This is a genomic window from Salinibacillus kushneri (assembly GCF_900111405.1).
GTDB classification, from domain to species: domain Bacteria; phylum Bacillota; class Bacilli; order Bacillales; family Alkalibacillaceae; genus Salinibacillus; species Salinibacillus kushneri.
The window spans coordinates 25,507-38,455 of record NZ_FOHJ01000012.1; the positions used below are offsets into that span (position 1 = coordinate 25,507).

Consider the following 12,949-nt stretch of genomic DNA (forward strand, 5'->3'; position numbering starts at 1 on the left):
CCCCCAATCATTCGATGTAAACCAGTTTTCCAGTAAGTTCTTGTATTTCACGTTTAAATCGTTCCTCATCGCTGTTACTATCCGATAAATGAATCAAATGGATCTCTTCCACCTTGGTTAAATCGTTTACTCTCAAAAATTCTTTCACGTTTTCTAAGCTAAAATGAGAGCGTATGAGACGTTTTCTCATCATCTGGGGTACTAACCCCTCCAGGATTTTTTCGTCCAAAATATCCTTGCTGTAATTACACTCCAGCAGCAAATGTGTGAGCCCTTTGAACTTATAACGGATGTAGAATGTGTCCGTAGCAAATAGGAGTTTCTCAACAGCTTGATTGGCCAACAGAAATCCATATGGTTCATTCACGTCATGTTCGACGTCAAAAGGTAATACAGTACCTATCTGAAACTGTTTCTTGGCTTCTACAGGCTTTATTCTGTGATGTTCAATATTTAAGGCCTCTTTCGTACCTGGAGACATATAAACATTGATTCCGGCCTTCACAACGTCCTTAATTCCTTTTGTGTGATCTCCGTGTTCATGCGTGACTAAACAACCTGCCAGACTGCTAGTATTGAATTTCAGCGCCTTTCTTATCTCCCTGAAATTAATTCCAGCTTCGAGAAGAAGGGGAGTTTGGCCATCTGTGATGTGGTAGCAGTTCCCCTTCGAGCTGGAAGCTAATGTCTTTATATCAATCATCAGAAAGACGGCCCTTCTGCTACAGCTTCTTTTTCTTCCATATCGTTCATGACTTCATCAACTGATGTTTGTTCTTCTTGTGCTGGTTCAGGCTCAGGTTCCGCCTCTTGTTTTGGTTCTTCTTGTTGCTCATTTACTTCAGAAGCCTCAATGTCGATGTACTCTGAATTTGCATTTTCATTGATTTCTTGCTGGGCTTTAGCCTCTTCAGCTGCTTCATCTGTTTGATTGAAATGATTGATTAATAGGCTTCCATCATCACTGGAGTTAATGAATTTCTTACAAGCTCGATTAATAACGGTCTTTTTGGCCATTTCTTGCCTGAAGTTATCGTGTGTGGAGCCTTCTCTTTCTCTTTTTTGGTCCTTCCTCCACATTTGAGACTGTTGCCATGCCTGTCGGATCTCATCCATAGTCATGAGCTCTGTATAAACTTCCTCTTCACTAAGCTCAATAATGCAATAAGCACCTTCGATTTTGTCTTTGTTGATGTTTCCAAACTTTTGTTTGTGCTGCAGATTCTGAATACGGCCATTCACCATGTCATAAGAGACCTCATCACCTTCATAAATCACATTGGCATTTATACTTTTAGCCTCAGCAACTCGCTTAGTGACTGCCATTGTCCCAAAATAGGAACGTTGGAAAATTAGTTTGTTTCCGTACACAATGAAGTACCCTTGATTTTTAGCTGGGTTAAGACCTTGCACAACCATGTTTAACAGAGAATTTGCGATACTATCTTTCGTGCAGGCTTCCAGTGCTGGCTTACCGTTCTTATCCTTAACTTCCTGTAATTTAAGCCACGCTGATTTCATAGCGTTTTCTGGGCTGTAGTTCGCAGGAAAATGGAGTTCACCATTCTCCTGGAACTGCTTCACTTTATTTGCAACAACATCTACAGTGTCTTTCTTAACTAGCGCTAATTCGTTTTTACTCAATTAAACCGCCTCCTCAGATAGTGCAAAATCAAATACTGATACTTCATCTCCGTCTTCAGAAATAACTGTGCGACCTTTATCGAGGGTTCCAAATAATCCATAAGCAGCCCAATTACACCCATGGCCTAAATCCGTTTGGTTTTTGGTTCCCTTTCCGTTTACACGACCGATACATTTTTGGTAAGCGTCATTTGGATCAGCGTCATGTTCGACAAAATCTTCAATACTTGCTAAATGACCACATGCAGGACATTTAAATTTCCATTTTAATTTGTTTTCACCGAATAACTTGCTTCCTTCTTCTAACCATTCATTTAGAGTGAGTTTTTCCAATTAGGCCACCTCTGCTTTTGCATTATTTTCAATTCGCAACTGCTTATCATTCTCTGAAACTACTAAGCTAATAAGCTGGGAATCAATATCAATCAACTTAGTTACACTCTCCGCATTGTCCACGAAAATTGGTACCTCCACCCCATAATGCTTAGAAAGGGTATTGATAATATCTAATCCCACATTGATTTGAGCTGCATTATTTAAACCGCCACTGTATGGCACGCCTTTGTATGTGGTCTCGCAAATCTCTTCTAATCCACCATTGTTGTATTTTTTGAACAGATTGAATCTCGCATACTGGAACTTGTTATTGATTTTCTCTTCCAGGAGATTAACTTTGGTGCGAATGAATTCTTCTGTGAGATAGAGCTCTTTCTCTAGTTGTTCAAATTCTTTCGATAGCTCTTGTTCCTGATTCTCAAGCTCTCCAATACGCTTTAAAGATTGCTCTGATTGCTCAACCTTGCTTAGATCAATTTGTAGAGCACTCTGTTTCTCTTTTAAGGCACTGATTTCTTCCTGCACTTGCTGGACAGATACTTCAACTGACTTTTCAATTTCCTCGATTTTTTGTTCTAAAGCTTGTCTATCGTTCATAAGTTGTTGGTAAGTAACATTTTCAGATAATGGTTTGACATTAGAATCAAGATTATCTTTTTTGGCCTCTAAGGAGGAAATTGACTTTTTCTTCTCGTCGATTTGGCTATTCAGTTTTGCGATTTCTTTTTCAATGGATTCATTATCTTGCTGAATAGCCTCAACCTTTGTTTTTAAGTCCTGGCCTTTTTGATTAATCTTTTCTAAAAGCTCCGATTTGTTTCGATTGAAATTAGCCTTTGCTTCCTCAATCTGTTCTTCTGGAAGCTCCTGTTTACACGTTGGGCAAGTGCAGCTGGACTCATGGTCAAATTGTTTATCATTTTGCTCATTCCACTGTTCACGAAGGTCCTGCATTTGGGTTTGCAAGTCCTTAATATTGCGCTCATTCATGTCTTTTCGTTGCTGTTGACTATCAACCTTGGATTTAAGGATATTAAGGTTTGACTGTTCTTCCTGAAGTCGAGATTGAAGCTTATAAAGCTCCTGCTTTCCATCATTTTCGTGTTCGTTCTTTACGTTATTAATCTTCAGGTCAATATCACTGATTTGCTTCCGAATATTGTTGACCTCACTACCGTTGCGAATGTCATTTATCCGCTGCTGTTTAGCTTCAATTTGACTGTTAATATCCTCTAATTGACGGTTAATATCTTCCTTGTTTAGCTCATTCACATCAGGAAGATTACGGTTAATTTCATCAATGCGAACTGGAATACGATCAAGTTCCTGGTTGATTTCTTTCCGTTTAGCAGCAATCACTTTTCTATGGTCCTCAATACTACGTCCACTTAGAATGTCTGCCAGTTCCTCCAAGTCCTTATTTGAAGCAATCACATCTTCATCTGTTACGTCTCCAGCAATCTCTAATAAAAGATTGCGACGGTCTTTCCAGTGCAGCTGCTCATTAAAGTAGCTTGGATTAGTTAACAGTTTGAAAATATCCTCGTCTACGATTGATGCAACCTTGTCCGTGAAATCCTTCTTTTTGCTTGGTACACCATCGATGAAATAGTCAGTAGTGTGTCCTGTAAAATCAGGAGTCGGATTACTCCGTTTTTTCGTCCACTTTTCCTTGTACACTTTCTTAAGAGACAATTCTGCTCCATCAACCAGGAATTTTGCTTCCACTTCATGATTAAGTTTGTTGAGTGGCTTTCCGTTCACTAGGGTTTTAATTTCAAAATCCTTCTTGTTACGGCTATCCTTGTTAAATAAGAGCCATACAAACGCATCAAAGATTGTGGTCTTTCCAGCTTCGTTGTCGCCATATACGTTGATATCCTCACCATTAGCGACTAAATCAAAGTTCCTGATACCCTTGAAATTCGTAAGGTGCAATTCCAAGAGATTTAATTGCTTGCTCATGTGTTTATTCCTCCTTAATTTGTGGTATAATTAAACCAAATGATTTTAGAAAAGGCGCTCACCTTATTGGTGGGCCTTTTTTATGCCGTTTTTTCGAACATCTTTGTATAGATGTCTTTCCTAACAACTGTGAAGTAATTAAGTCCATTGATGCTTGTTTTGACTTGAACCTGATTATTATCAATTTGGCTAACAGAACGGGCTAAATTGTGGGTTTGTAAGATGTCTAAAAATACATAAGGCTTAACCAGTACTTCATTACCCCACATAGCCGAAATCCCTAAATCATTCGCTTCCTTTGCTGCTTGAGCATGTTTTTGCAATTGTTCTAGAGTCATAGACTTGTCCTCCTTTCACTATGTATTAGGTGACTTGACCTCACCCGTCATGCCCAGGAATGTATGGCAGGGAGAATGGATGGACCTCAATCATTTTTACTAGACGGTATTTAGAGGTGATTCATCATTTCTAGGCATGACGCAAGGGGTCAAACCCTTGCCGTTTGTATTCAGTTGTGGTAAATTTGAATCAGCGCTATTTATTCCTTTAAAATCAGTAAGCTTTTTAGCTTGCTGATTTTTTATGTTTTTAGACGAATGACAACTTGCCAAACAATGAACATCAATATGAAAAAGAACCACATCCAACGGTCAACTGCTTTATTACTCATGGTTCTTCCTCTGGTTCTTCATCCTCAAAAACTGTTCAACAGTAATTGGATTTAACGGAATCCCTTTCACCATCACCTGGTGCTTTTCACGATCGCTAATGACTTTGTTATTGCGCATATAATTTAAAGTGTTTAACGTCTTTCTCAAGTCCTGATAAAAATGCTCAACGGATTCAAAGTTTCCATATTCAAACTCCAACTTCATACGTTCGATTAAATAGATACCGCATGCACGTTCTTTCCTTGCCCGCTCAACATCTTCTGGTAAAAACTGCTCTTCAAAATTCATATCATCAGCTCCTTACATAATCTTTTGCCCTTAACTTTCTATGGTGTTCATCCCACTCTTTTGACCAATCTAATTTGTACTCTTCACATACAACTGCAATCCAATTGACTCCAGCTGTCACAACATCCATCATTTCTTGAACAGATTGCTTAATATCTTGAACTTGAAAACTCTCAACGTAATCAGGGTGTAATGATGTTTTGACACGCTTGATGGCTCTTAACGCCTCTTCTAATTCTTCTGATGCTTTATCCTTAACGGAACTTCTATGTAAGTCTGCAGCTCGTCCATCTAACCGAGTAACACCCCAGCCGATATATTCATTTGCTGCTTCCAAGGCTATCCACGGTTGGTTATATTGATCAATAAAATGCTGTGCCATTTCCGGCTGAACCTTGTACTCTCCGTTTTCCTGCTTACAAACAGCTTCACGGGATAAGTAAGTTTCCATAGATAGTTGCTGTTGGGTTTTGCTTACGCTTTTTCGAGATTGCTTAAGAGTATTAGCAGCTCGACTACCTTTATCCATTTATTTCTACCTCCCTTCTACCATTAATAGGTAATTAAATTGATAGGATTGAAAAGTAGGGTTAAGGCTCCAATAAACGGAGCTTTCCATAGTTATCATTCTGATTAGGTCCATTGATGATTTGTGGCTTAGATTTACGCTCAATCCATTCATCAACCAGGTCCTTGCGGAAAACCCACTTACTTCTACCTGGGAATTTCAAAACAGGTAAATCATGTTGGTGGACATACTTTCTAAGAGTGTTTACACAAACACCGATGTACTCAGCGCATTCTTTTGTGTTCATGGTTTGGTTTTGCATTTATATCACCTCATTAATCGTTTGTTGATTATTGGTTTCATCGATTTCTATTTTTAAGCTCGTGGATGGTTGCCACATTCTGATGAATCGCAGCCCATCTTCAAATTTTTTCTTTGGAAGGTCTCCATATCGAGGGATTTCAAAATGATTTTTAAAATCTCTCCAAAATTGCGAAAATGCCTTAAAAGCCAATTGTTTGTAGGCTGGTGAACCCTTGCCACCTAACGCTTCAACGACGACTTGTTTTCCTTTTTTATTCAAAGCATGTTCTTGGGCACCATCAATGCGCATGGTTTCTTCCAGGTTGGTAATTCTTTTATCTTGGCTAACCAATTCATTTACAGTACCTTGCAAGATTTCTAACTGGCTTTTGGGTTGTTCCAATTCATAGAATCCGTTTTTTCTGATTGCTGGAATAACTTCATGAGTAATCCATCTTTTAAATTGATTAGCTTCTGATTTGCGACTTCCTAAGACTAAGTTGTAAAGACCAAACTCGTTGACTACGTTAGTGTTTCCTTGACGCCCTATGTTGAACATAGACCGTTCATCATCATCTAGTTTGGCGACAGCTTGAGTTGTATTTTTAATTTCTAAAATATTGCAAACATCCTTAGCAACAAACCAAGGTTCGTTTTCAAACTCGACAATTCTTAATTCGCACCCATCAAACATCTTTGTTAAATGATTCATTAGGCAACCTCCTTTAAATCTTTGTAAAGATCACATTGCAAACGATTATTGAAATCAACGGTAATTTCGTTACCGACTTGAAACTGAGACCAACGATGTTTAAAAGCTCTAATTACTTTAATCGAATCAGGACGATTTAGAATTTTGTTTCCAACTTGTACTTTTGCATAACCAATTCGTTTGAAAATTAGCTGATTCATTAAACAACCTCCTTGCGTATTTGTTGGTGCATAGCTTTTTTATAAGCAATTAACCGATGGTAGGCAGTTAGATCACCTCCTTTTTATTTATTGCTATTTTAGAAACGTTTTGGTTAAAAAAATCCGAAATATTGCAATTTAACGCATCAGCCAATACAGGTAACTGATCGGCTTTAAATGAATATGCTCCAGTCTCATATTTCAGATATGTTGAACTGTTTTTGAAACCTAATTCATCAGCCATTTCTTGAAGAGTAATTCCTAACTCTTTTCGTCGATTCTTGATGTAAAACAAGTTTAATGTTTGCACTTGCTCACCCCTTACATTGCTGTTTTAGCAACATTTTAATTATATATTACATTGCTATTTTAGAAACGTCAATAGTTTATATTGTTATTTTAGAAATTTTATTTTTTCCGTTCCGGAAACGTGTTAAAATAGTATTGCTAATATAGAAAGTGGTGTCTAGATATGAGGGTAGGAAAACGAATAATTAAATTAAGAGAAAATAAGGGGTGGAATCAAAGAGAACTATCTAGAAGAGTAGACCTTAATCCCAGTGTGATGAACAGGATAGAATTAGGTGAGAGGCCTATCAAAGACCACGAATTAGATAAGATAGCAACCGCTCTAGAAGTAACAACAGATTATATTTTAGGTAGATCAGACAACCCTGAAATGACCGAGGAAGAATCGTTTGAAGCGTTTATCAATGATCCAGACTTAGAACGCTGGTATAAAGAACTGCCAAAATCAAAGGAAGAGGACCTAAGACGTCTTCGAAGGATTTGGGAAGCTTTTAAAGAAGAAGATGATGATTAAGTTTGCAACTTTAGATTTTCATAAATTAAGAAATATCTTTTAAGGGGGAAATAAACATGGCTGAAAAAGTCAAAAAACCATTCTATAAAAAATGGTGGGTTTGGTTGATTGCCATCATTATCATTGCAGTAGCTTCAACTAGTGGAGGAGATGAAACCGAAACTTCTTCTAACGACACTTCCAATGAGACTGCTAATACAAGTGAAGATACTAATAATGATAGTGGAGAGAATAACAAGGAAGAAGATACTAAAAAACTTCCTGGAATTGGAGAAGAAGTTAAAGTTGGTGCAATGACATACACCATTAACGAAAAATCAACAACTGAACAGGTAGGTCCTTCTTCACTACCTGAAGAAGCAAATGGTAAATATGTTATTCTCAACATCACTGTCAAAAACAATGGTGATGAAGCAGTTACAATTGATGGTTCATTTTTTAAATTAAAACAGGGTGATAAAACATTTGAAGCTGATTCAATGGCAAGTACATCAGCAAATCAAGCTGAGGACGGGTCTATCAAAAACAGTTTCTTTTTAGAACAACTAAATCCCGGATCAGAAATGACTGGAAATGTTGCATTTGATGTTGCTCCAGAAATAGCTGATTCAAACAACCTTAAAGTAGAAGCACAAGAGGGTATTTTTGGCACTGTAACAAAAAACATTGAATTAAAATAATAGAAAACCCCATGATTTGGGGTTTTTTTTCAACCATCAACAGAACAAGTGTTCTCGTCAAGTGAGAGGGATTTAATGATAATACTTAATCAAACCGAAACTTTTGTAAAACAATTTTTAAATTCTCTATCCATTGCAGAACCTGGTTGCTTATGTATAGACGTTATTTCAAATTCTTTAAAACTACCAGTTAAGTACTGGGAATTTGCCAGCGAAGTAGTTCATAAAGGTGGGAAATATATAATTTTCTTGAATAAATATCTGACCAAAACACAGCAATGGCAGGAATTTGCTCACGAAATAGGCCATGTATTAAGACATGCAGGACATCAATCAAGCATGCCAATACCTTTTCGTCAGCTGCAAGAATGGCAAGCAGAACGTTTTGCTTATCATTTTTGTGTACCTACTTTTATGCTTCTTGATTTAGTAGAAGTTAATATCTACCAAATTATGAATCTGTTTAATGTAGAATATGAATTTGCAGTTAGACGGATGGAAATGTATCAAAACAAGCTGATTATGGAGGGGATTTCATAATGGCAAAAGGTTATGCTAGACCTAGAAAAAATGGCAAATGGCAATTAGAAGTTGATTTGGGAACTTATGTTGATTTAAAAACCGGTAAGAGGAAAAGAAATCGAAAGTACAGAACGGTAAAGGCAAAGAGTCAAAGGGACGCTGACACACAGCTTGCTCGTTTCGTGGCTGAAGTTACCGGTGAAGGTTATTACGAACCGGAGAAGATGATGTTCGTAGATTTTGTCAAGAAGGAATGGTTACCAAAACATGCTGAAAAACATTTATCTCATACTACATTGTCAACTCACCTGCGATACTTAGACATTAGGATTCTTCCAGCTTTTCAATCCTTGCGATTGGATCAAATTAGGCCTAAGCACATTATTGATTTTTTGGACAACCTTCAGGAAGATGGTATGCGATTAGATAAAGTTAAAGACGAAAATGGTGAAATGAAGGTGAAAAAGGGAAAACTCTCAAAGTCCACAATTTATTATCATTATCGAATTCTAAATGGGATTTTTAATTTTGCTGTGAAACTCGGATTAATTAAGGAAAACCCAACCAAAAAAATAGACAAACCAAAATTAGATACAAAAGAAGTGGAAGTCTACGATATTGAAGAAGCCGCCCGCTTGTTAGAATGTTTAGAGTCAGAGGACCATGTCTTGCATTGGCAGATTATTGTGAAATTAGCCATTACTACAGGCATGAGACGTTCTGAGTTGTTTGGACTCGAGTTTAAACACATAGACTATGAAAATCGCGTTATTAAAGTCCGTCAGGCTGTTACATTTTCGAAGGAAAAGGGATTGCAGGTACATGAAATCAAAAAGGGAAATGGTGTCGCCAGAAAACGGAATATTGTATTTTCTCAAACCTTACTAGAGCCCATCAAACGTTTAGAACGAATCCGCAAGAAGGAAAGACTTGCAGCAAATCAATTGTGGGAAGATGGAAAGCATAACTTCCTGGTATGTGATGAAACCGGAAAGCCATATAATCCTACATCTATGCAAAGGTGGTGGGAGCGATTTATCAAACGTCATAAGTTAAAATATGTGAACATTCATGCCCTAAGACATACGTCTGCAACTTTATTGATCAATGAAGGTATCCATGCAAAAATTATTTCAGCGCGCCTGGGCCATTCAGATATAAGAACAACCATGAACATATACGGACACGCATTAAAACAAGCAGATGAAGTTGCAGCAACAAAATTGGACTCGGCTTTAGAAAAGAAAAATCTGCCGACAAATTGACGGCAGAATGACGGCGAACTTTTTAATTTCTATTGTTTTCCGTTGGTGCGAAATAAAATTAATGTATTGTCAAATCAACGTTTTTCATGTAAAATAAATCTCGTTGTCTGGTGCACAAACTCCCTCGTAATGAAGGGGTCGGAGGTTCGAATCCTCTCACCAGCATCTTTTGCGTGGAGAAGTACCCAAGTCCGGCTGAAGGGGATGCACTCGAAATGCATTAGGACGGGCAACCGTCGCGTGGGTTCGAATCCCACCTTCTCCGCCATAACCTAACCACAAGAAGTGAAATCCTCATAACGAGTACTATCCAAAAATGTGCAATCATGAATAACTATATTTTTACGAAAAGGAACCCCTTAATCTCTATTAATTAAGGGGTTCTTTTTCTTTCTCTAACCTTATTCTTTTGACGAAGCAGAAGCAGCAAATGTCTGATTTACTTTTTCATTTAATATCGTTTTTAATTTCTCCACTTCTTCATTAGATAAAGTTACTCCCTTCCCCATTCTTTCACGGTTTGGTGCCCAATCACGCAGATCATATTTTGGGTCTCTTCCATTCCAGCTAATCAAATTTAATTCCTTCGTCCATCCTTTTTCTGACTCTGATAGTACAGAAATAGATTGAATAATCTCGTACTTAAAATCTGCCATTTTGTCTTCTCCTCTCTATTCAAATATGAATTGATATAAGGTTATTATGGTCTCCCTTGTTTTCACCTGCAATTATGGAAAAGGCTGATTTGAGGTGATTAGACAAATAAAACCACAAAAAAATAGAAGCTATTTTATATTTTATTACACTATTTCCCCCTAATTTTAAAAAAATGAACAAATTATAATTTCCCGCACCGTTTGGATACGGGAAAAGGTTAAGCCTTCTTCTTAGCTATATTTGCTATAAAAATTCCAATCAGAATGAGGAAAGATCCAATGATAATACTGGGGGTTAAGTGCTCATCAAGTAGAAGCCAGCCGAAAAACATGCCAAAAACAGGAACAAGTAAGGTGGAAATCGTCGCTGTTACCATGTCAATTATACTCAGCAGGAAAAACCAGACCGTAAAGCATAGAGCAGAAGCAAGGACACCTGTGAATAATACATAATAGATGCTCTCCCCAGTAAGATGAACAGGGTCTCCTCCTTCCACCATGAAGCTTGCAATGATAATCCCCAGTGTACCAAAAAGCATTTGATATGTATTGACTTGAAGCTGAGAAACGTCAAGAAGTTTTAAGCGGTAATAGACATTGGAGGCTCCCCATGATATGGCTGCTACAACAATCAATAACTCACCAAAAATAATGCGGGAATTTTGGTTCATCCAAATATCCCAGCCAAGGATCGTTAACAAGCCCAGTAAACCTATACCAAGTCCAATCATTTTCATCCGGGGTATTCTTTCTTGTAAAAACTTAGTAGCTAGTAAACTACTCCAAATAGGCATGGAGTATAACAGAACGGAAGATTTACCAGCATCAACAAATCGTAAACCATACATAACAAATAAAAAAACAATACTTGTTTGCAGAATTCCTGCCACTAGTAGGTGTCCCCATTTATCTTTTGGAGGCAATCCTATTTTCATCACGGATAAAACAACCAGCATGGTGAGGGTACCGGTTCCAAAACGAAAAGCCGAAAACGTAAATGGCCCCATATAGTTTAAGGCTTCCTTCATTAGAATCCACGCATAGCCCCAGATTAAGGTAATGCAAAGAATAAGTAACCCAATCGTCCCTTTATTTTTATGCAGAAATGTCCTAAAACGAGATAGATTTTCCATATTCACTTCTCCCAAACGAATCTTACTGACATACAAATGATAACGGTGAATAGTATAACATATCGTCCCTTTATTTTTCGTCTATATTATGGATAACTTACGGAGGAGTTAATATGGTGAAGGATTATAAGAAAGCTTTATTAATTGGTAGTTTGGTTCTTCTATGCTTAATCACTGTTGCTTGTGAGGATCATCCATTCTTTACGAATTCTACTACCAAAGAGAAAAAAGATAACAATTCGCCGGAATCTCTAAATAATAGACAGTCACAGCGTGAAGTCGACGAAGAAACAGAACCTTCAGCTCTACAGGTGCCAGCCTATACCCATGTGGAAAGACCGGAGCATTTTTATATCCAAATTGAACCAAATTTATTAGAACCTGTCTCTCTTAATAAGGCTTTCGAAACATTTCAATCACTGGAAAAGGCTACTAAAAAGGAAGTGAAAAAGGAATTATCCGAGCTTGGCTTTCCTGACAAACAAAAGCTGGACAACCCAGGTGCTCAACTGAATGAAAATGAGTTATCATTAGTTTACTATGCCCTTACAAAAGTGAAAAACAATCAATATCAAAATTGGTTTAACGTAGAAGAGAGTGAAGGCTTCCTCTTTGGAGGACTTTACGAATATACACATGGTGCTGTACAAGTTGATTACGTGACTGATCCGGAAACCAAAGAAGCTATCTTTGAGCATTACATTAAAGTAGATGATCCTTCACGTTCACAGTCCCCATCCTTTTTTATTAATTATCTTGTTAGAGATGGCAGAGTGTATCAGATTTATGATCCAGCAACAAATTCAGCAGGGAACTTGTTTCCTTTCCCCTTTGGCATTGCGCCTACCCGTATGATTCTCCCCTATGATGTAAAGGTCGGAAATACATGGGAACAAGAAGTGAAGGTTAATGAAGAAACATATAAGATGGTTTCTGAAATTACGGGTAAACCAAAAGATGAAATTCATGTAACCTCCTTTATTAATGGAATAGAAGGATACCCGGATAACCGCTACAAAGAAGAATATGTTTTGAAGAAAGGAATGGGCATTCCTTATGAATACCGTTCAAATCTGACTGATAATATGGGAACAGACTTTGAATTCAAATTCGTAAAGGAACAACCCGTGCAAATTCAATAAAGGAGAAGCTTTATCTGATATAATATTCATGTTAGTTTAAAAACACAAACCAATTTTACATTCGACATAATTCGGGTGGTACCTGTCACCCAAAAGGAATG

At 37.5% G+C, this 12,949-nt stretch carries 18 protein-coding genes and 1 tRNA gene; 6 read left to right on the forward strand and 13 right to left on the reverse strand.

Annotation, left to right across the window (positions count from 1 at the left end; translation table 11 throughout):
• Positions 1-7 precede the first annotated feature (7 nt).
• The 11 genes from BMX63_RS14700 to BMX63_RS14755 form a co-directional block, all read right to left on the reverse strand.
• Positions 8-703, reverse strand: a complete 696-nt coding sequence (locus BMX63_RS14700; protein ID WP_093137011.1) for an MBL fold metallo-hydrolase — start codon at positions 701-703, stop codon at positions 8-10.
• Positions 703-1,644 carry a recombinase RecT gene (locus BMX63_RS14705; RefSeq protein ID WP_093137013.1) on the reverse strand — a complete coding sequence of 314 codons (942 nt, stop codon included), beginning with the start codon at positions 1,642-1,644 and terminating at the stop codon, positions 703-705. The genes BMX63_RS14700 and BMX63_RS14705 overlap by 1 nt, the downstream gene beginning before the upstream one ends.
• Positions 1,645-1,977 (reverse strand): VVA0879 family protein, encoded by a 333-nt coding sequence (locus BMX63_RS14710; protein WP_093137014.1) that lies wholly within the window; start codon positions 1,975-1,977, stop codon positions 1,645-1,647.
• Positions 1,978-3,945, reverse strand: a complete 1,968-nt coding sequence (locus BMX63_RS14715) for an AAA family ATPase (protein WP_093137016.1) — start codon at positions 3,943-3,945, stop codon at positions 1,978-1,980. It lies immediately after the preceding gene.
• Positions 3,946-4,025: 80 nt separating this feature from the next.
• Positions 4,026-4,283 carry a hypothetical protein gene (locus BMX63_RS14720; protein ID WP_093137017.1) on the reverse strand — a complete coding sequence of 86 codons (258 nt, stop codon included), beginning with the start codon at positions 4,281-4,283 and terminating at the stop codon, positions 4,026-4,028.
• A 324-nt stretch (positions 4,284-4,607) separates the two neighbouring features.
• Positions 4,608-4,904, reverse strand: coding sequence for a hypothetical protein (locus BMX63_RS14730; protein ID WP_093137021.1), 297 nt, complete (start codon positions 4,902-4,904; stop codon positions 4,608-4,610).
• A 4-nt stretch (positions 4,905-4,908) separates the two neighbouring features.
• On the reverse strand, positions 4,909-5,433 hold the full coding sequence (locus BMX63_RS14735) for a RodZ family helix-turn-helix domain-containing protein (protein ID WP_093137022.1): 525 nt from the start codon (positions 5,431-5,433) through the stop codon (positions 4,909-4,911).
• Between the two features lie 61 nt (positions 5,434-5,494).
• Positions 5,495-5,734: a helix-turn-helix domain-containing protein gene (locus BMX63_RS14740; RefSeq protein WP_093137024.1), complete on the reverse strand. Its 240-nt coding sequence runs from the start codon at positions 5,732-5,734 to the stop codon at positions 5,495-5,497.
• A complete protein-coding gene (locus BMX63_RS18530; protein ID WP_245732845.1) occupies positions 5,735-6,427 on the reverse strand; it encodes an ORF6C domain-containing protein in 693 nt (230 codons plus the stop codon). It lies immediately after the preceding gene.
• A complete protein-coding gene (locus BMX63_RS14750) occupies positions 6,427-6,627 on the reverse strand; it encodes a hypothetical protein (RefSeq protein ID WP_093137025.1) in 201 nt (66 codons plus the stop codon). Before BMX63_RS14750 ends, BMX63_RS18530 begins: the two co-directional genes overlap by 1 nt.
• A 67-nt stretch (positions 6,628-6,694) precedes the next feature.
• Positions 6,695-6,937: a helix-turn-helix domain-containing protein gene (locus BMX63_RS14755; RefSeq protein WP_093137027.1), complete on the reverse strand. Its 243-nt coding sequence runs from the start codon at positions 6,935-6,937 to the stop codon at positions 6,695-6,697.
• A gap of 162 nt (positions 6,938-7,099) precedes the next feature.
• Here BMX63_RS14755 and BMX63_RS14760 point away from each other — a divergent pair, with 162 nt between their 5' ends.
• From BMX63_RS14760 to BMX63_RS14780, 5 genes are all read left to right on the forward strand, one after another.
• Positions 7,100-7,450 (forward strand): helix-turn-helix domain-containing protein, encoded by a 351-nt coding sequence (locus tag BMX63_RS14760; protein WP_093137029.1) that lies wholly within the window; start codon positions 7,100-7,102, stop codon positions 7,448-7,450.
• 56 nt (positions 7,451-7,506) lie between these two features.
• Positions 7,507-8,130 (forward strand): DUF4352 domain-containing protein, encoded by a 624-nt coding sequence (locus tag BMX63_RS14765; protein ID WP_093137031.1) that lies wholly within the window; start codon positions 7,507-7,509, stop codon positions 8,128-8,130.
• A gap of 75 nt (positions 8,131-8,205) precedes the next feature.
• The gene (locus BMX63_RS14770; RefSeq protein WP_093137032.1) at positions 8,206-8,670 is read left to right on the forward strand and encodes an ImmA/IrrE family metallo-endopeptidase; all 465 of its coding nucleotides are present in this window, start codon (positions 8,206-8,208) and stop codon (positions 8,668-8,670) included.
• On the forward strand, positions 8,670-9,917 hold the full coding sequence (locus BMX63_RS14775) for a tyrosine-type recombinase/integrase (protein ID WP_093137034.1): 1,248 nt from the start codon (positions 8,670-8,672) through the stop codon (positions 9,915-9,917). The genes BMX63_RS14770 and BMX63_RS14775 overlap by 1 nt, the downstream gene beginning before the upstream one ends.
• Before the next feature lie 175 nt (positions 9,918-10,092).
• Positions 10,093-10,185: transfer RNA gene (locus BMX63_RS14780), tRNA-Ser, on the forward strand.
• 133 nt (positions 10,186-10,318) lie between these two features.
• On the opposite strand, the gene BMX63_RS14785 is transcribed toward BMX63_RS14780, so the two are convergent.
• Positions 10,319-10,573, reverse strand: a complete 255-nt coding sequence (locus BMX63_RS14785) for a YdbC family protein (RefSeq protein ID WP_093137035.1) — start codon at positions 10,571-10,573, stop codon at positions 10,319-10,321.
• 218 nt (positions 10,574-10,791) lie between these two features.
• Complete coding sequence (locus BMX63_RS14790) at positions 10,792-11,706, reverse strand: DMT family transporter (RefSeq protein ID WP_093137037.1); 915 nt, start codon at positions 11,704-11,706, stop codon at positions 10,792-10,794.
• A 116-nt stretch (positions 11,707-11,822) separates the two neighbouring features.
• Between BMX63_RS14790 and BMX63_RS14795 the strand changes: the two genes are divergently transcribed.
• The gene (locus BMX63_RS14795; RefSeq protein WP_177167340.1) at positions 11,823-12,848 is read left to right on the forward strand and encodes a hypothetical protein; all 1,026 of its coding nucleotides are present in this window, start codon (positions 11,823-11,825) and stop codon (positions 12,846-12,848) included.
• Positions 12,849-12,949: the final 101 nt, after the last annotated feature.

Excerpts from the sequence above, each read along its gene's own strand:
- BMX63_RS14790 (WP_093137037.1), bottom strand. The coding sequence starts at position 11,706 with ATGGAAAATCTATCTCGTTTTAGGACATTTCTGCATAAAAATAAAGGG.
- BMX63_RS14740 (WP_093137024.1), bottom strand. The coding sequence starts at position 5,734 with ATGCAAAACCAAACCATGAACACAAAAGAATGCGCTGAGTACATCGGT.
- BMX63_RS14775 (WP_093137034.1), top strand. The coding sequence starts at position 8,670 with ATGGCAAAAGGTTATGCTAGACCTAGAAAAAATGGCAAATGGCAATTA.
- BMX63_RS14700 (WP_093137011.1), bottom strand. The coding sequence starts at position 703 with ATGATTGATATAAAGACATTAGCTTCCAGCTCGAAGGGGAACTGCTAC.
- BMX63_RS14785 (WP_093137035.1), bottom strand. The coding sequence starts at position 10,573 with ATGGCAGATTTTAAGTACGAGATTATTCAATCTATTTCTGTACTATCA.
- BMX63_RS14770 (WP_093137032.1), top strand. The coding sequence starts at position 8,206 with ATGATAATACTTAATCAAACCGAAACTTTTGTAAAACAATTTTTAAAT.
- BMX63_RS14760 (WP_093137029.1), top strand. The coding sequence starts at position 7,100 with ATGAGGGTAGGAAAACGAATAATTAAATTAAGAGAAAATAAGGGGTGG.
- BMX63_RS14730 (WP_093137021.1), bottom strand. The coding sequence starts at position 4,904 with ATGAATTTTGAAGAGCAGTTTTTACCAGAAGATGTTGAGCGGGCAAGG.
- BMX63_RS14720 (WP_093137017.1), bottom strand. The coding sequence starts at position 4,283 with ATGACTCTAGAACAATTGCAAAAACATGCTCAAGCAGCAAAGGAAGCG.
- BMX63_RS14735 (WP_093137022.1), bottom strand. The coding sequence starts at position 5,433 with ATGGATAAAGGTAGTCGAGCTGCTAATACTCTTAAGCAATCTCGAAAA.
- BMX63_RS14750 (WP_093137025.1), bottom strand. The coding sequence starts at position 6,627 with ATGAATCAGCTAATTTTCAAACGAATTGGTTATGCAAAAGTACAAGTT.
- BMX63_RS18530 (WP_245732845.1), bottom strand. The coding sequence starts at position 6,427 with ATGAATCATTTAACAAAGATGTTTGATGGGTGCGAATTAAGAATTGTC.
- BMX63_RS14715 (WP_093137016.1), bottom strand. The coding sequence starts at position 3,945 with ATGAGCAAGCAATTAAATCTCTTGGAATTGCACCTTACGAATTTCAAG.
- BMX63_RS14765 (WP_093137031.1), top strand. The coding sequence starts at position 7,507 with ATGGCTGAAAAAGTCAAAAAACCATTCTATAAAAAATGGTGGGTTTGG.